Origin of the sequence: Cupriavidus phytorum (assembly GCF_003254285.1) — a bacterium.
Classification (GTDB): Bacteria; Pseudomonadota; Gammaproteobacteria; order Burkholderiales; family Burkholderiaceae; genus Cupriavidus; species Cupriavidus phytorum.
This window is the reverse complement of record NZ_QKZN01000005.1, coordinates 371900-388879: the sequence shown is the minus strand read 5'-3', so window position 1 is coordinate 388879 and position 16980 is coordinate 371900. Positions and strand designations below refer to the sequence as shown.

Annotated in this window: 14 protein-coding genes; 5 read left to right on the top strand and 9 right to left on the bottom strand. The window is 69.2% G+C overall.

Annotation, left to right across the window (positions count from 1 at the left end; translation table 11 throughout):
- Nucleotides 1-63: 63 nt before the first annotated feature.
- Nucleotides 64-1845 (bottom strand): class I poly(R)-hydroxyalkanoic acid synthase, encoded by a 1782-nt coding sequence (phaC, locus tag C7416_RS15985; RefSeq protein ID WP_111519807.1) that lies wholly within the window; start codon nt 1843-1845, stop codon nt 64-66.
- 446 nt (nt 1846-2291) lie between these two features.
- Between phaC and C7416_RS15980 the strand changes: the two genes are divergently transcribed.
- Complete coding sequence (locus C7416_RS15980; RefSeq protein WP_111519806.1) at nt 2292-2519, top strand: hypothetical protein; 228 nt, start codon at nt 2292-2294, stop codon at nt 2517-2519.
- 12 nt (nt 2520-2531) lie between these two features.
- On the opposite strand, the gene pgeF is transcribed toward C7416_RS15980, so the two are convergent.
- Both pgeF and C7416_RS15970 read right to left on the bottom strand, forming a co-directional pair.
- Complete coding sequence (gene pgeF, locus C7416_RS15975; RefSeq protein ID WP_111519805.1) at nt 2532-3335, bottom strand: peptidoglycan editing factor PgeF; 804 nt, start codon at nt 3333-3335, stop codon at nt 2532-2534.
- Complete coding sequence (locus tag C7416_RS15970) at nt 3319-4584, bottom strand: RluA family pseudouridine synthase (protein ID WP_111519804.1); 1266 nt, start codon at nt 4582-4584, stop codon at nt 3319-3321. Before C7416_RS15970 ends, pgeF begins: the two co-directional genes overlap by 17 nt.
- Nucleotides 4585-4601: 17 nt before the next feature.
- Between C7416_RS15970 and C7416_RS15965 the strand changes: the two genes are divergently transcribed.
- On the top strand, nt 4602-5432 hold the full coding sequence (locus tag C7416_RS15965; RefSeq protein ID WP_111519803.1) for an outer membrane protein assembly factor BamD: 831 nt from the start codon (nt 4602-4604) through the stop codon (nt 5430-5432).
- Nucleotides 5433-5523: 91 nt separating this feature from the next.
- On the opposite strand, the gene C7416_RS15960 is transcribed toward C7416_RS15965, so the two are convergent.
- The 3 genes from C7416_RS15960 to C7416_RS15950 form a co-directional block, all read right to left on the bottom strand.
- Nucleotides 5524-7692, bottom strand: a complete 2169-nt coding sequence (locus C7416_RS15960; protein WP_111519901.1) for a DNA repair helicase YoaA — start codon at nt 7690-7692, stop codon at nt 5524-5526.
- Nucleotides 7693-7768: 76 nt separating this feature from the next.
- A complete protein-coding gene (locus C7416_RS15955; protein ID WP_018004489.1) occupies nt 7769-7972 on the bottom strand; it encodes a DUF465 domain-containing protein in 204 nt (67 codons plus the stop codon).
- Between the two features lie 32 nt (nt 7973-8004).
- On the bottom strand, nt 8005-8799 hold the full coding sequence (locus tag C7416_RS15950) for a hypothetical protein (protein ID WP_111519802.1): 795 nt from the start codon (nt 8797-8799) through the stop codon (nt 8005-8007).
- A 176-nt stretch (nt 8800-8975) separates the two neighbouring features.
- On the opposite strand from C7416_RS15950, the gene C7416_RS15945 reads away from it, so the two are divergent.
- Nucleotides 8976-11324: a Tex family protein gene (locus C7416_RS15945; protein WP_111519801.1), complete on the top strand. Its 2349-nt coding sequence runs from the start codon at nt 8976-8978 to the stop codon at nt 11322-11324.
- A gap of 56 nt (nt 11325-11380) precedes the next feature.
- Here C7416_RS15945 and C7416_RS15940 read toward each other — a convergent pair whose 3' ends face one another.
- Both C7416_RS15940 and C7416_RS15935 read right to left on the bottom strand, forming a co-directional pair.
- Nucleotides 11381-12742: an ATP-binding protein gene (locus C7416_RS15940; RefSeq protein ID WP_111519800.1), complete on the bottom strand. Its 1362-nt coding sequence runs from the start codon at nt 12740-12742 to the stop codon at nt 11381-11383.
- A complete protein-coding gene (locus C7416_RS15935) occupies nt 12739-13410 on the bottom strand; it encodes a response regulator (RefSeq protein WP_111519799.1) in 672 nt (223 codons plus the stop codon). Before C7416_RS15935 ends, C7416_RS15940 begins: the two co-directional genes overlap by 4 nt.
- Before the next feature lie 212 nt (nt 13411-13622).
- On the opposite strand from C7416_RS15935, the gene C7416_RS15930 reads away from it, so the two are divergent.
- Together C7416_RS15930 and C7416_RS15925 are read left to right on the top strand one after the other, a co-directional pair.
- Nucleotides 13623-15428: a glycosyltransferase family 39 protein gene (locus C7416_RS15930; RefSeq protein WP_111519798.1), complete on the top strand. Its 1806-nt coding sequence runs from the start codon at nt 13623-13625 to the stop codon at nt 15426-15428.
- A 3-nt stretch (nt 15429-15431) separates the two neighbouring features.
- Nucleotides 15432-16487 (top strand): bifunctional UDP-4-keto-pentose/UDP-xylose synthase, encoded by a 1056-nt coding sequence (locus C7416_RS15925; RefSeq protein WP_111519797.1) that lies wholly within the window; start codon nt 15432-15434, stop codon nt 16485-16487.
- Between the two features lie 63 nt (nt 16488-16550).
- Here C7416_RS15925 and C7416_RS15920 read toward each other — a convergent pair whose 3' ends face one another.
- Nucleotides 16551-16979: an Hsp20/alpha crystallin family protein gene (locus C7416_RS15920; RefSeq protein WP_111519796.1), complete on the bottom strand. Its 429-nt coding sequence runs from the start codon at nt 16977-16979 to the stop codon at nt 16551-16553.
- Nucleotide 16980: the final 1 nt, after the last annotated feature.

The following is a 16980-nucleotide window of genomic DNA, read 5'->3' as shown; positions in this document are numbered from 1 at the left end:
GAAACAGGGACCCGCAGTCCGCCGGCGCCACGCGCTGGGCGCACGCCGGCGGACGCGCGGGCATCAAGCCTTGGCTTTGACGTATCGCCCAGGCGCGGGTTCGATTGCAGGGTAGCGCGCGTTGCCGTACTCGGCAGGCGCGGCGCGCTTGGCGCCGGCATGGCTGGCCAGCCATGCCGACCAGTCAGGCCACCAGCTGCCGGGATGCTCGGTGGCGCCGGCCAGCCATTGCTGCGGCGACGCCGGCAAGGCGTCATTGGTCCAGTGGCTGCGCTTTTTCTTTGCCGGCGGATTGATCACGCCGGCGATATGGCCGGAGGCGCCCAGCACGAAGCGCAGCTTGTTCTTCAGCAGCGCGATCGAGGCATAGGCTGCGGTCCACGGCACGATATGGTCCTCGCGCGAGCCGTAGAGATAGGTCGGCACGTCGATGCTGCCCAGGTCCACCGGGGCGTCGCATACGGTCAGCTTGCCGGGCACCTTCAGCTCGTTCTGCAGGTAGGTGTGGCGCAGGTACCAGCAGTACCAGGGCCCCGGCAGGTTGGTCGCGTCGCCGTTCCAGAACAGCAGGTCGAACGGCACCGGGGTATTGCCCTTCAGGTAGTTGTCGACCACGTAGTTCCACACCAGGTCGTTCGGGCGCAGGAACGAGAAGGTGTTGGCCAGCTCCAGCCCGCGCAGCAGCGCGCATGGCGCGCCGGCACCGCCACCCAGCGTGGCTTCGCGCAGCTTCACGTGGCCTTCGTCGACGAAGACGTCGAGGATGCCGGTGTCGGCAAAGTCCAGCAGCGTGGTCAGCAGCGTCAGGCTCGCCGCCGGATGCTCGCCGCGCGCGGCCAGCACCGCGAGCGCGGTGGAAATGATGGTGCCGCCGACGCAGAAGCCGAGCACGTTGATCTGGTCCTCGCCGCTGATGTCGCGCGCGACTTCGATGGCGCGGATGGCGGCATGCTCGATGTAGTCGTCCCAGGTGCGCGACGCCATGCTGGCATCGGGATTGCGCCACGACACCAGAAACACCGTATGGCCCTGCTCCACCGTGTGCCGCACCAGCGAGCTTTCGGGCTGCAGGTCAAGGATGTAGTACTTGTTGATGCAAGGCGGCACCATCAGCAGCGGGCGCGCATGGACCTTGGCGGTGAGCGGCTTGTACTGCAGCAGCTGGAAGTATTCGTTCTCGTAGACCACCGCGCCTTCGGTCACCGCGACATTGCGGCCCACTTCGAACGCGGTCTCGTCGGTCTGCGAGATCTTGCCCCGCGTCAGGTCTTCCATCATGTTGCGCACGCCGGCGCGCAGCGATTCGCCGCCCGATTCGATCAGCAGGCGCTGCGCTTCCGGATTGGTGGCAAGGAAGTTGGCGGGCGACATCGCGTCGACCCACTGCGAGATCGCGAAGCGAATGCGCTGGCGCGTCTTGGCATCGGCCTCGACCGCGTCGGCGAGTTCGGTCAGCGCGCGGGCGTTGAGCAGGTAGAAAGCGGCGGCGTAACGGTACGGCACGTTGTTGCGCCAGGCGTCGCCGGCAAAGCGGCGGTCGTGCAGCGGGCCGGTGCCGTCGGGCTTGCCCTCGGCCAGCGCCTGCCAGAGCGCGGCGAAGTCCTTCATGTAGCGCTGCTGGATATCGGCCAGCTGGCCCGGCGCGATCTTGACGCCTGCCAGCGAATCGAGGCCCGGGATGCCGGCCATCATGCCGGATGCGGCCGCGTGGCCGTTGCCTTCAGTGCCCTGCCACTGGCGGGACCATTCCAGCCAGGTGGCTGGATCGAATGGCCCCGGCGTGAACTTGGGTGGTTGGGACTTGCCTTCCTGCGTGGAAGCTGCCGCACCTTTGCCGGTCGCCATGATCAGTTTTGTCTCTCTGCCGTCACTATTCGAACCGGCTCCGGGCATTGCCCTGGCCGGCACTATGCATGGGGAGATGCTATCCGAATGGATCCGGCTCCAGCCCTTCCCTAGCGGGAGGGTCAGCCGGCACATCTGCCCTGGAACTGGCCTGGAACCCCGGCTCGCACAAGCTGCGGCCAAGGCTTGGATCCATTCCGATAGCGGCTCCCTTTTATCCGGCGGGCGCGGCGCCTTGGTTGCCAGCGCCATGCGTTATGCTTGCCGGAAAAACCTGGGAATCGTCAGCGATTCCGAGACATTCGAGGCCATTGTTGCCTTGCAACGCGCGCGCTGTCAATGCGGAAATCCGCCCCGGCGCCGCGCGCTGCCCGACCTACCGGACGGTAATGCAGCACACGCACCTGCCGAGGCCATCGAGCATAGTCGAGAAGGATGAAATTCTGATGTACATCGTGGCCATTGGCTGGCTCTACGTGGCGCTGATGATGGCGATCACCGAGCACAACGTGGTGGCGGGGGTCGCCACCTTCCTGATGTATGGGGTCGCGCCGGTGGCGCTGGTGCTCTACATCATGGGCACACCCGGCCGGCGCCGGCGCAAGGCCGAGGCCGAACGCGCGCTGGAGCCAGGCGCCCCGGCGAGCGAGGCGGCGAAGCGCGCGGACGAGTAAGGCCGCGACTGCTCAGTCGGCCAGCCAGACCAGGCTGGCCATGCGGCCGGTCACGCCGTCGCGCCGGTAGGAGTAGAAGCGCTCGGCATCGGCAACGGTGCAGGCAGCGCCGCCGTGGATATCGACGCAGCCGGCGCGGGCCAGGCGCGTGCGCGCCAGCGCATAGATGTCGGCAAAATACTTGCCCGGGGCGCCGGCGCGGAACGCCGCGGCCACCGCGGCCTGTTCGTGCGGGCGTGCCTGCGCGAGAAAGGCCTCGCGCACCTCGGCGCCGACCTCGAACGCATCGGGGCCGATCGCCGGACCCAGCCATGCCAGCCAGCGCGTGGCAACGCCGCCGGCGGCCGCCTGCATCCGCGCCAGCGTGGCCTCGATCACGCCATTGCACAGGCCGCGCCAGCCCGCATGCGCAGCGCCCACTACCGTTCCCTGCGCATCGCACAGCAGCACCGGCAGGCAGTCGGCCGTCATCACGGCGCAGACGTGGCCCGGCGTGACCGCCAGGCTCGCATCGGCCTGCGGCACAGGATCGCCCGGTGCGGCCACATGGTCGACCGTCGCGACCGCGCAGCCATGCACCTGTTCCAGCCATTGCGGCATCGACGGCAGGCACGCGGCCAGCCGCGCGCGGTTGCGCGCGACGTCGCCCGCATCGTCGCCAACATGGGTGCCCAGGTTCAGGCCGCCCGGCATGCCGCCGGCCAGCCCGTACGGGCCCTGGCTGACCCCGCCCTGGCGCGTGGTCGACAGCGCGCGCACGCGCGCCGGCGCCGGCCAGTCGGGCACCAGCCAGGCGGGATCAGGCGTCGCGCTCATCGCCGTCGCCGTCGTCGTCATCGTCATCATCGCCGGCGTATTCCCAGTGGGCCTCGCCGCCCTCCCACACTTCGTCCCAGGCCTCGTCTTCGTCGTCGGCCTGCGCGCTCTCGAAGTCGAGCGCATCGATCAGCGCCTTCAGGTCCTGGGGCGGCTGCGCGGTCCACGACATGTGCTTGCCGGTGGCCGGATGCACCAGGCCGAGCTTGTACGCATGCAGCGCCTGGCGCTCGTACGGCACCGGCAGCGGCACGCGGATCGCGGGACGCTGGCCGCGCTGGGTGGCGCGGAAATAGACCGGATCGCCCACCAGCGGATGGCCGATCGATTCGAAATGCACGCGGATCTGGTGGGTGCGGCCGGTCTCGAGCTTGCACATCACCATCGACACGAAGCCCCGCCCCAGCGGCACCGTGGCCAGCGTGCGGAAATGCGTGCGCGACGGCTTGCCGCTGGCGGTCTGCACGATCGCCATGCGGGTGCGCTCGCGCGGGTCGCGGCCGATGGGCGCATCGATGGTGCCCTCGTCATAGGTGCGGCCCCAGACCAGCGCGATATAGGTGCGCTTGACCGTGCGCGCCTGCAGTTGCCGCACCAGGTCGGTCTGCGCGGTCAGCGTGCGCGCCACCACCATCAAACCCGAGGTCTCCTTGTCGAGCCGGTGCACGATGCCCGCGCGCGGCAGCGACGCGGCGCCCGGGTCCCGATGCAGCAGGCCATTGAGCACGGTGCCGCTCCAGTTGCCGGCGGCGGGATGCACCACAAGCCCGGCGGGCTTGTTGATCACCAGCAGCGTGTCGTCCTCGTAGACGACGTCGAGCGGCACGTTTTCGGGCGCAAAGGCCGACGATTCCGGCGCGGCCTGGGGCCGGACCTCGATCCGGTTGCCCATCTGCACCGCGTCGCGCGGACGGCGCACCTGCCCGTCGACGCGCACCGCGCCGCTCTCGATCCATTGCTGCAGGCGGCTGCGCGAAAACTCGCTGAAGTGACGCGCCAGCAATTTGTCGAGACGCTCGCCATGCGAGGCGCTGTCCACCTCCAGCGACAGGGTCATGGCCGCGTCGGCCGCATCGGCTGCAGCGCCGGGCGCGTCGGCGGCATCGTCGAATTCCTCCACGCCGGCCTCGAAATCGGCCACCACCGCGGCGGCGCGCACCCGTTCGGGCGGCAGTCCTCCTACGCCATCTCCGGCTTGCGGGTTGGGCTGGGGGCTTGGGCTATAATGCTTGACGCTATTTTTCTTCATCCGGGATACGATTGCCCATGCAATTGCAGAGCATGAAACGCGCGCGCTGGCGCACGACAATTGGAGCGGTTCTGCTCGCAGGCGGCTGCGTCATGCTGTCGGCATGCGGCCTGCTCGCGGACCAGCCCGACGAGACCGCTGGCTGGTCGGCCAACAAATTATATTCGGAAGCCAAGGATGCCCTCGATGGCGGCGACTACACCCGCGCCGTCAAGCTGTATGAAAAGCTCGAGGGCCGCTATCCGTTCGGGCGCTATGCGCAGCAGGCGCAGATCGACACCGCCTACGCCAACTACAAGGACGGCGAGACCGATGCCGCGCTGGCGGCGGTGGATCGCTTCATCCAGCTGCACCCGAACCATCCCACCATCGATTACGCCTACTACCTGAAGGGGCTGATCAACTTCAACGACAACCTCGGCTGGCTGGGCCGCTTCTCGGGCCAGGACCTGAGCGAGCGCGATCCCAAGGCCGCGCGCGCCGCCTACGATGCCTTCCATACGCTGATCACGCGCTACCCGGAAAGCAAGTACACGCCGGACGCCACGCTGCGCATGCAGTACATCGTCAACTCGCTGGCCCAGCATGAAGTGCACGCCGCGCGCTACTACTACCGGCGCGGCGCCTACCTTGCCGCGGTCAACCGCGCCCAGCAGTCGCTGAAGGACTACGACGGCGCGCCGGCCAACGAAGAGGCGCTGTACATCATGATCCGCTCGTACGACGCGATGGGCATGAAGGACCTGCGCGACGACACCGCGCGCGTGATGGAGAAGAACTTCCCGGAGAGCGACTTCATCAAGTACGGCGCACGCCGCAAGGACAAGTCCTGGTGGGAAGTGTTCTGACGCCGCCGCGCCGGCAGCAATAAGAAACGGGACGTGTCGGATGACCGTCCCGTTTTTCTTTTGCCGCGGTTATTGCCGTCCTCCGTCGTGATCAGTCGGCGGCGGCATCCCCGTCACCGGTTTCGTCCTGCTGCCCGGCGGGCGAACCGCGCAGCGACTCGAGGAAGCGCACCACCGTGGCCGCCTCGCGCGTGCGCGTGAACGGCGGCAGGCTCTGCCAGATCTGGCGCCCGTAGGGCTTCTCGACCAGGCGCGTATCGAAGATCGCCAGCACGCCGCGATCCGACTCGGAACGGATCAGCCGCCCCGCCCCCTGCTTGAGCGTGATCACCGCATGCGGCAGCTGGTGCACGGCAAACGGGCTCAAGCCCTTCTTCTGCAGCACTTCCATGCGCGCGGCCAGCACCGGATCGTCGGGCGGCGCGAACGGCAGCTTGTCGATGATCACCAGCGACAGCGCCTCGCCGCGCACGTCCACGCCCTCCCAGAAACTCTGGCTGCCCACCAGCACCGCATTGCCCAGCTCGCGGAAGCGGTCCAGCAGCTCGGTGCGGCTGGCCTGGCCCTGCACCAGCAGCGGCAGGTTCAGCCCGCGTTCGGCAAAGGCGTCATAGAGAAGGTCCGAGGCCCGCTGCACCGCGCGCAGCGTGGTGCACAGCAGGAAGGTGCGCCCGCCGGCGGCCTCGATCAGCGGCAGCGCGGCCTGCACCACCGCATCGGTGAACTGCGGCGACTGCGGCGCGGGCATGTCGCGCGGCACGTACAGCAGACCCTGCTTCGCGTAATCGAACGGGCTGGGCAGCGTCAGCGAGCGCTCCTTGTCGAGGCCCAGCTGCGCGGCGTAGTGGGTGAAATTGCCCTTCACCGACAGCGTCGCCGAGGTGAAAACCCACGCGCGCGGCTGGCCGCCGCGCTGGCGCGTGAAGATCGGCGCGATCGACAGCGGCGTGCGGTGCAGCTGCACGGTGTGCGAGAACACTTCGACCCAGCGCACGGTCTCCGGGCCGGTCGCCGCCGCGGCCTCTCCCTGCTCCTCGCCCTCCTGTAGCTGCGGCGCCGGTGCAGCGGGGGCATCGGTGCGCCAGGCGGCCAGCTTGTTGGCCAGCTCGAGCGCGCGGCGGTGGCATTGCTGCAGCGATTCGGCGCGCTCGGCCTGGCTCTCGAGCATCTCGACGAAGTCGGACAGCGCCGCATCCAGCGCATCGAGGGTCTCGTTGAAGGGTTCGGCGATGCGGCGGTCGGCCTCGATCTGCCCCAGCGCCAGGCGCGCGTTGTCCTTGCCGAAGGCCAGGCGCAGGTCGCGCGCGGCGCGTTCCAGCGGCGCGCCCAGCGCCACCCAGTCGACCGCATCGCGCGCATGCGACAGGCCTTCTGCCACGGTGTCGCGCGCGATCTCGAGCAGCTGGCTGGTCGACAGGGTCTCGCCGAAGAACAGCGTCGCGGTTTCGGGCAGCTGGTGCGCCTCGTCGAAGATCACGGTGTTGGCGGCGGGCAGCAGCTCGGCCATGCCGGTGTCGCGCAGCACCACGTCGGCAAAGAACAGGTGGTGGTTGACCACCACCACGTCTGCCTGCTGCGCTTCCTTGCGCGCGCGCATCACGAAGCAGTCCTTGTAATACGGGCATTCCGAGCCGAGGCAGTTGTCGCGCGTGGAGGTCACCATCTGCCACACCGGGGCGTTCTCCGGCACCGACGCCAGTTCCGCCTTGTCGCCGGTCGCGGTTTCCTTGATGAAGCGCCCGATCTCGCGCAGCCACGCCGCATCCTGGCGCGAGGCCAGGCGCCCGCCGGCCTGCGCGCGCTCCAGGTGGTAGTGGCAGACGTAGTTGGCGCGCCCCTTGAGCAGCGCCACCGAGACCGGCACGTTGAGCGCATGGCGCACGGTCGGGATGTCGCGCAGGAACAGCTGGTCCTGCAGGTTCTTGGTGCCGGTCGACAGGATCACCTTGCCGCCCCACAGCATCGCCGGCACCAGGTAGGCGTAGGTCTTGCCGGTGCCGGTGCCGGCCTCGACGATGACGGAATCGTTCTGCGCGATCGCGCCGGCGACGGCCTCGGCCATCTTGTGCTGCGACGCGCGCGGGCGGTAGCCGGGAATGGCCTGGGCCAGCGTGCCGGTATCTGCAAAGATGGTGGCAAGCTCGGCGCCGCGGCTGGCGGCAGCATCGGCCTGCGCGGCATGGCCAGGCGCGGCGGACTCGCTGGGGTCGCTGGGGTCGCTGTCCAGGGACAACTGGCGGGAATCGGGAAGATCGGACAAGGTGGGGAATGTTGTATGGGCTGCGGCAAACCGGCAGCGCTTGCCGGCCATCGCCGCGCCCGGGGCGCGTCGGCGCTCAGGCCGGCACGTCGGGTTCGAGCTGGAGCTGCAGCAGCGTGATGGCGTCCTTCAGCTTGAGCCGGCGCTTCTTCAGCCGGCGCAGCTGCAATTCGTCATGGACTACATCGCCGGCCAGCCGGTCGATCAGGAAGTCGAGATCGCGGTGCTCGATCTGCAGCTCCATGATGCGCCGTTCCAGGGTATTCAGGTTGCTGTCCATCTATGCCTCCGCTGCCATCACGGTGCCGGGGCTCAGAAGCCGAACGGACGCGGCGCCGACGCCGGACCCTGTTGCTGCTCCCGAGCCTTGGCGCGCCGCTCCTCCAGCGCCTTTTGGCGCTGTTCGAGGTCGCGCTGCTTGGCTTCGTATGCCTTCACGTTCTCCTCGCGCTGGCGGGCCTGTTCCGCGCCCTTCTGCTGCGCCTCGCGCATGCGGGCATCGAAGTCGGACTGCTTCTGCTCATAGGCCTGCGCGTTGGCGGCACGCTGCGGGGCCTCGGCCTGGCGCTGTGCGTCGCGCAGCTGCTGTTCCTGCTGCTTCTTCTCGAACGCCTCGCGGCTGGACTGTTCGCTGGCGGCGCGCTGCGGCTGGCTGGCCTCAAACTCGGCGCGGCGCAGGGCCTGTTCGCGGTCGCGCTCGGCGGCGCGGTGGGCGCGCTCGGCCTCGCCTACTTCCAGCTCGCGCTTGCGCAGCACCTGCAGCTCCTCGCGCTGGATTTCCTTGGCGTTGTCGATGCAGCGGGTGACGAAGAACTTGCTGTAGCACTCGCGTTCGGCGGCGGCGAAGCGGTAGTTGGTCCACGCGCGCGAATCGCCGATGGCCTTGCGCTCGGCGGCAAAGTCGCGCGCGCCAGCCGATGCGGGCGCCGCGGCGGGCGCCGAAGCCTGCGCCTGTGCCGCGCGCAGCGGCATCAGCGCGGCGCAGGCCGCCACGGCTACGGCAGCCAGGGCGCCGCGGCGGAACAAGGTGAATTCGGGCACGTTGGCGATGGTTGGCATGGCCGGATGGGTGGCCTGGTCGGCGGCCGGGCGGGACTTGACGATCATGTCCGGATTCTAGCATCCGGGCCGGTCCGGGGCCTGCCTGATGGCACCCGCGGGCACCCGCGCACGTGCGCGCAACGCCTCCCGCGGGCGCCGCGCCGCCGGCCCTGCCGGAGGCCCGCGCGCTTGTGGCAAAATGCCCCGCTTTCGACTGACTGCGTCTCACGCTGCGTTCCACGATGTCCAACCTGCCCGCATCCGTCTCGCAAAAGATCGTCGCGCTCATCGCGGCCGAACTGTCCGTGCAGCCCCGCCAGGTGGCCGCGGCCGTGGCGCTGCTCGATGAAGGCGCGACCGTCCCCTTCATCGCCCGCTACCGCAAGGAAGTGACCGGCAACCTCGACGATACGCAGCTGCGCAACCTGGAAGAGCGCCTGCTGTACCTGCGCGACATGGAAGACCGCCGCGCCGCGATCCTGGCGTCGATCGAGGAGCAAGGCAAGCTCACGCCCGAGCTGCAGGCCGCGATCGAAGCCGCGCAGACCAAGCAGGCGCTGGAAGACCTCTACCTGCCCTACAAGCCCAAGCGCCGCACCCGCGCCCAGATCGCGCGCGAATGCGGGCTGGAGCCGCTGGCGCTGGCGTTGCTGGCCGATCCCACGCTCGACCCGCAGGCCGAGGCAGCGAAGTACGTCAACGGCAACCCCACCGCCGACGGCGGCGTGCCCGACGTCAAGGCCGCGCTCGACGGCGCGCGCGACATCCTGTCGGAACAGTTCGGCGAAACCGCCGAGCTGCTGGGCAAGCTGCGCGAGCACCTGTGGAACCACGGCGTGGTGGCCTCCACGGTGATGGAAGGCAAGGAAACCGCGGAAGAAGAGAAATTCCGCGACTACTACAACTACAGCGAGACCCTGCGCACGGTGCCGTCGCATCGCGCGCTGGCGCTGTTCCGCGGCCGCAATGCCGGCGTGCTGATGGTCAAGCTGGGCCTGGGCGAAGAGCAGGACGCGCTGGTGCCGCACCCGTGCGAAGGCATGATCGCGCGCCATGTCGGCATCCAGCAGCTGGGCCGCCCAGCCGACAAGTGGCTCGGCGACGTGTGCCGCTGGTGCTGGCGCGTCAAGGTGCAGCCGCACCTGGAGACCGAGCTGCTGACGCAGCTGCGCGAAACCGCCGAGAGCGAGGCCATCAAGGTGTTCGGCCGCAACCTGCATGAGCTGCTGCTGGCGGCGCCGGCCGGTCCCAAGGCGGTGATGGGCATCGACCCCGGCATCCGCACCGGCTGCAAGGTGGCGGTGGTCGACAGCACCGGCAAGCTGCTGGAGACCGCCACCATTTATCCGCACGAGCCGCGCCGCGACTGGAACGGCTCGCTGGCGGTGCTGGCGCGCCTGGCAAGGCAGCACGGCGTGGCGCTGGTCTCGATCGGCAACGGCACCGCCAGCCGCGAGACCGACAAGCTGGTGCAGGACCTGATGAAGCAGATGCCCGAGCTCAAGCTGACCAAGATCGTCGTCAGCGAAGCCGGCGCTTCGGTTTACTCGGCGTCCGAACTGGCCGCCAAGGAATTCCCTGACCTGGATGTGTCGCTGCGCGGGGCGGTGTCGATCGCGCGCCGGCTGCAGGATCCGCTCGCCGAGCTGGTCAAGATCGATCCCAAGTCGATCGGCGTGGGCCAGTACCAGCACGACGTCAACCAGCGCGAGCTGGCGCGCGCGCTCGACGCGGTGGTCGAGGACTGCGTCAACGCCGTCGGCGTCGACGTCAACACCGCCTCGGCGCCGCTGCTGGCGCGCGTGTCGGGCCTGAATTCGGTGCTGGCGCGCAATATCGTCGAGTTCCGCGACGCCAACGGCGCCTTCGCCAACCGCAATGCGCTGAAGCAGGTGCCGCGCCTGGGCGACAAGACCTTCGAGCAGGCCGCCGGCTTCCTGCGCATCAACGACGGCGACAATCCGCTCGACCGCTCGTCGGTGCACCCGGAAGCGTACCCGGTGGTGCAGCGCATCCTGGACCACGTCAAGAAGGGCCTGCGCGATGTGATGGGCAACCGCGAGGCGCTGCGCGGGCTGGCGCCGGAAAAGTTCACCGACGATGCGTTCGGCCTGCCCACGGTGCGCGACATCCTGTCCGAACTGGAAAAGCCGGGCCGCGACCCGCGCCCCGAATTCAAGACCGCGACCTTCCAGGAAGGCGTGGAGGACGTCAAGGACCTGCAGCCCGGCATGGTGCTCGAAGGCGTGGTCACCAACGTGGCCGCGTTCGGCGCGTTTGTCGATATCGGCGTGCACCAGGACGGCCTGGTCCATATCTCGGCGCTGTCGAACAAGTTCGTCAAGGACGCGCATGAGGTGGTCAAGGCCGGGCAGATCGTCAAGGTCAAGGTGATGGAGGTTGACGTCAAGCGCAACCGCATCGGCCTGTCGATGCGGCTCGACGACGAGCCCGGCCAGGCCGCGGCGCGTGCGGGTGGTGGTGACCGCAGCGGCCAGCGCAATGGCGGCGGCAAGGGCTTCGGCGGCGGCCGCCGCGAGCCCGAGCCGGCCGGTGCCATGGCCGCCGCCTTCGCCAAGCTCAAGCGCTGACGCGCCTGCTTGGGACACAACGCCCCGCACGGGAAGCCGTGCGGGGCGTTGTCTTTTCACGCGCCGTGGACGATGCGCACGACCAGGCCTTTGCCGGAGCCCTCGGCGCCCTCGACACGGTTGGCAAACGCCATCTCCAGCCCATGCAGCCGCGCCACCCGCCGCGCGATGGAAATGCCCAGGCCGTGGCCCTGCTCGCGCTGCCCGGCGCCGCGGAAGAAGCGGTCGCCGAGGCGCGCCAGCAGTTCCGGCGCGACGCCGGGCCCCTGGTCGCGCACGGTGATGCTGTCGCGCCGGAACTCGACCAGCACCAGCGCGCCCGGCGGGCTGTAGCGGATGGCGTTGTCGAGCAGGTTGCGCAGCAGCAGCGACAGCAGCGCGGGATCGCCCGCCACGGGCAACGGCGACTGGCCTTGCGGCGGCCAGGCCAGTTCCACGTCGACCTGCTTCTGCTGCGCCAGCGCCAGGCAGTCGGACAACGCCTGCTGCGCCACCGGCACCCAGTTGACCGGCTGGCGCGACGGCAGCCCGGCGGCGTCCTCGAGCCGGCTCAGCGTCAGCAGCTGCGACACCAGCCGGCCGATGCGGTCGATGCCGGCGGCGACATTGGCCCGCGCCAGCGCACGTTCGTCGCGGTCGGGCGAGCGCTCGGCGATTTCCCACTGCGCCTTGAGCGCGGCCAGCGGCGTGCGCATCTCGTGCGCGGCATCGGCGGTCAGGCGCCGCTCATGCTCGATCGAATCGGAAACGCGCGCCAGCAGCCGGTTCATCGCATGCACCAGCGGCACCAGTTCGCCGGGTACGGCAGCGAGGCTGAGCGGACGGCGATCGTCGGTGGCACGCGCCTCGATATCCGCGGACAGCGTGCGCACCGGCGCCATCGCGCGCCGCATGAAGCCGATCAGCAGGCCGATCAGCAGCGGCAGGCCCACCGCCCACGGCAGCACCTGTGCGGCGATGTAGGACAGGATCAGCTCATTGCGCTCGCCCAGCTGCTGGCCCACGCACACGCGCCAGCCGGTGTCGGGATCGTCGAGATAATAGAGCCGCCAGCGCTGGCGCTCGAGCGTGACGTCGGTAAAGCCCTTGACGCCTTCGGCGCGCGGCAGCTTGTCGCCGTCGGGATCGATATGAAGCGGCTTGCCGTCGGGCAGCCACGCGGCGATGGCGAGGTCGCCCAGGCCGGCATCGCCCAGGTCACCCTCATCCAGACGCGGCACGCGCGCACGCGACAGGCCGGCGCCGATGTCGACCAGCGGCACCACCGACTGCATCTGCAGCGCCATGCGCACCATGTCGGTGTCATAGAGCTCGTTGATCTCGTGCCGGGCGCGTACGTAGGTCATGCCCAGCGTAAGCAGCCATACCACCGGCGCGACCACCAGCACCGCCAGCACCAGCCTGCGCTGCAGCGTCATGCGCAGTCCTCGGCCGCGCCCAGCGTGTAGCCGGCGCCGCGGAAGGTGCGCACGATCTTCGGATGGATCTTGCGGCGCAGGTGGTGGATATGGACTTCGAGCGCGTTGCTCTCGATGCCGCCCTGCCAGTCGTAGAGTTTGTCGCGCAGCACCTCGCGCGTCAGCAGACGGTTGGGATGCGCCAGCAGCAGCTCCAGCAGCATGGCTTCGCGGCTGGTCAGCTCCACCGGCTGGCCCTGCCAGTACGCCTGGCGCGCGGCCGGGTGGAAGGCCAGCGCGCCGTGCTGCCACACCGGCGCGGACATGCCCGCCGCGCGGCGCGTGACCGCGCGCAGCCGCGCCGCCAGCTCGTCGAGCGCGACCGGCTTGACCAGGTAGTCGTCGGCACCGGCATCGAGCCCGCCGATGCGGCTGTCGACGGCATCGCGCGCGGTCAGCACGATCACCGGGATGCGGCAGCCGCGCCCGCGCCAGCGCGCCAGCAGCGTCATGCCGTCGTCGCCGGGCAGGCCCAGGTCGAGCACCACGGCATCGTAGTGGGCCAGCGCGAGCGCGTGGTCGGCATCGGTGCCGTTGCGGAACCAGTCGACCGCGTAGTCGAGCAGCTGCAGGCCGCGGCGCAGCCCGTCGCCCAGCATCGGGTCGTCTTCAACGATAAGGAGTCTCATGCTCTGGAGTGGCCTGGAGGTATCACGGCAGCCGGTGCGCAAAAAGCGCGGCGGCTTAATGTGCCGTTAAGGTTGGCGAATTATGCTCGGCACACCTTTCAGGCGCCTGTCCGTACAACGCGGCGCACAGCGCCGGCGTGGACATGCTCCGCTCGCGCCGGCCCGTCCGCGCTTGCCGCGCCAGATTTTCCGCACCTTCCAAGCCGCCCCGCATGCCGCACCGTTCCGATCGCCTTGCCGCCGAGCCCGGGCTAATCGCCACCAGGGCCGCCCCGCGCGTGGACGGCATGCCGGCACTGGCACCGGCGCTGGTGGTGCTGGCCTTTGCGCTGCTGTGGTTCGGCACGCTCGGCATGCGCCACCTGCTCGGCCCTGACGAAGGCCGCTATGCCGAGATCGCGCGCGAGATGCTGAGCCGCGGCGACTGGGTCACGATCCGCTACGACGGCCTGAAGTACTTCGAGAAACCACCGTTCCACATGTGGATGACGGCGGTGTCGTATGCGCTGTTCGGCATCGGCGACTGGCAGGCGCGGCTGTGCGTGGCGCTTTCCGGGGCCGTGGGGACGGCGGTATCGATGCTCGCGGCCGCCCGCTGGTTCGGCGCGCGCGCCGGGCTGATGGCCGGGCTGGTGCTGGCCGGTGCGCCGATGTGGAATATCGCGGCGCATTTCAACACGCTCGACATGACGCTGTCCGGCGCCATGGCGTGCGCGCTGGCCAGCCTGCTGCTGGCGCAACATCCGGCGACAACGCCGGCCGTGCGCCGCCGGTGGATGCTGGCGTGCTGGGCGGCCATGGGCGTGGCGGTGCTGACCAAGGGGCTGGTCGGCGTGGCGCTGCCGGGGCTGGTGCTGGTGCTGTACACCGCCGTCACGCGCGACCTGGCCCTGTGGCGGCGCCTGCATGCGCCGGCCGGGATCGCGCTGATGCTGCTGGTGGCCATGCCGTGGTACTGGCTGGTGGCGCGGCGCAACCCGGAATTCCTGCGCTTCTTCTTCATCCATGAGCACTGGCACCGCTATACCTCGACCGTGCATGCGCGCACCGGCGCGCCGTGGTACTTCGTGCCGCTGCTGGTTGGCGGCTTCCTGCCATGGCTGGGTCTGCTGCCGGGCATGGTACACGCGGTCACGCGGCGCGCCGGCGTGGCACCCGCGGCCGGCCCCGACACGCCGTTCCAGCCCGCGCTGATGGCGGCGGTATGGGCGCTGGCCATCTTCGGCTTCTTCAGCCTGTCGGGTTCGAAGCTGCCGGGCTATATCGTGCCGGTGTTCCCCGCGCTCGGCATCCTGGGCGGCGTGGCGCTGGCGCACGCGCAGGAGCATGCCTGGACCCGGCAAGTGCGCGCCATGCTGGCGCTGGGGGCCATCGGCCTGCTGGCGAGCCCGGTGGTGGCCACGCTCGATGCCAACAACACGCCCAATGCGCTGTACCGCCACTACGCGATCTGGGCAGCGCTGGCTTGCGCGCTGGTGATGGCCAGTGCCGCTGCGGCCTTATGGCTGCTTCGGCGCCACGGCCGCATGGCCAGTGTCACGGGCTATGCGTTCGGCATGCTGCTGGCATTTTCCACCGCGCTGCTCGGCCACGAAGCGATCGGCCGGTCCGCCTCCGGCATCGATCTGGTCGCGCCGGTCGGGCGCGTGCTGCGGCCCGGCATGCCGCTGTACGGTGTCGGCATGCTCGACCACACGCTGCCGTTCTACCTGCGCCATCCGCTCACCATGGTGGCGCAGGCCGACGAGCTGGCCTTCGGCGCCGCGCAGGAGCCGCAAAAATGGCTGCCAACCATCGACGCCTTCCTCGACGCCTGGCGGCATGGTCCGCGCGCCGTCGCGCTGCTGTCGCCGCAAGCGTATGCCGAACTGAGCGCGCGCGTGCCGATGCATGTCATCGCGCGCGACTGGCGCCGCGTCGCGGTGTCCAACTTTGCCTTCGCCGGCGAGCTCGCGACGCGCCGGCTTGTTTCAGCCCCTCCTGCCACTCCCGCTGCAACTCCCCTAGCCACCCTTTAACGCATGCAAGTCAAGAAAGTACTGATTCTCGGCGTCAACGGCTTCATCGGCCACCACCTGACGCGCCGCATCCTGGAAACCACGCCATGGGAAGTCTATGGCATGGACATGAACACGGACCGCCTGGGCGACCTCGTCGACCACCCGCGCATGCACTTCTTCGAGGGCGACATCACCATCAACAAGGAGTGGATCGAGTACAACATCCGCAAGTGCGACGCGGTGCTGCCGCTGGTCGCCATCGCCACCCCGGCCACCTACGTGCGCCAGCCGCTGCGCGTGTTCGAGCTGGACTTCGAGGCCAACCTGCCGATCGTGCGCGCCGCGGTCAAGTACCGCAAGCACCTGGTGTTCCCGTCGACCTCCGAGGTCTACGGCATGTGCGGCGACGAGGAATTCGACCCTGACGCCTCGCCGCTGGTCTACGGCCCGATCAACAAGCCGCGCTGGATCTACGCCTGCTCCAAGCAGCTGATGGACCGCGTGATCCATGCCTATGGCATGGAGCAAGGGCTGAACTACACGCTGTTCCGCCCGTTCAACTGGATCGGCGCGGGGCTGGACTCGATCTTCGAATCGAAGGAAGGCTCGTCGCGCGTGGTAACGCAGTTCCTCGGCCATATCGTGCGCGGCGAACCGATCAGGCTGGTCGACGGCGGCGCGCAGCAACGCGCCTTCGCCGACATCGCCGACGGCATCAGCGCGCTGATGCGCATCATCGAGAATCCCGGCGGCGTGGCCAGCGGCAAGATCTACAACATCGGCAACCCGGGCAATATCCACTCGGTGCGCGAGCTCGCCGAGATGATGCTGGAGATGGCCGGCAGCTACCCGGAATACGCGCAGCAAGCGCGCCACACGCAGATCGTCGAGACCTCGTCGGGCGACTTCTACGGCAAGGGCTACCAGGACGTGCAGCACCGCGTGCCGAAGATCGACAACACCATCGAGGAACTGGGGTGGGAGCCGAGGATAGGGATGGAGGTGTCGCTGCGGCGGATCTTCGAGGCCTACCGCGGGCACGTGAGCGACGCCCGCGTGCTGGTCAACCAGGGCTGAGCGCGCGGCGCGTGCAAAGCAAGACGGCGGTGCCATGGCACCGCCGTCTTACATCGGGCGCGCTTAGCCCACCGAGACCTCGATCCGGCGCGGCCGCGCTTCATCGCGGCGCGGGATGGTCAGCTTCAGCACGCCATCCTGCAGGTTGGCCTCGATCGCGGACGCGTCCAGGTCCGGGCTGAGCGTGAACGTGCGCGCATAGCGCGGCTGACGTACCTCGGCATGCTGCACGCGCAGGCCCGACGGCATTGGCAGCACCGCCTCGCCCTCGATGCGCAGGCTGCTGTCGTGCACGTTGACCTCCAGCTTCTCGCGCGGCACCCCCGGCAGGTCCGCCCAAAGCGTAACGCCCGCGGCGGTCTCGAAGATGTCGACGGCGGGGATCAGCGTCATGGCCGGGGCCGGGGCCTCTTCGCGGTGTTGCGCCACGGCACCACCCTGCCCGGCCGCATTGGCCTGGTCGCGCTGGACGACTTGATTCGAATCGGTCATG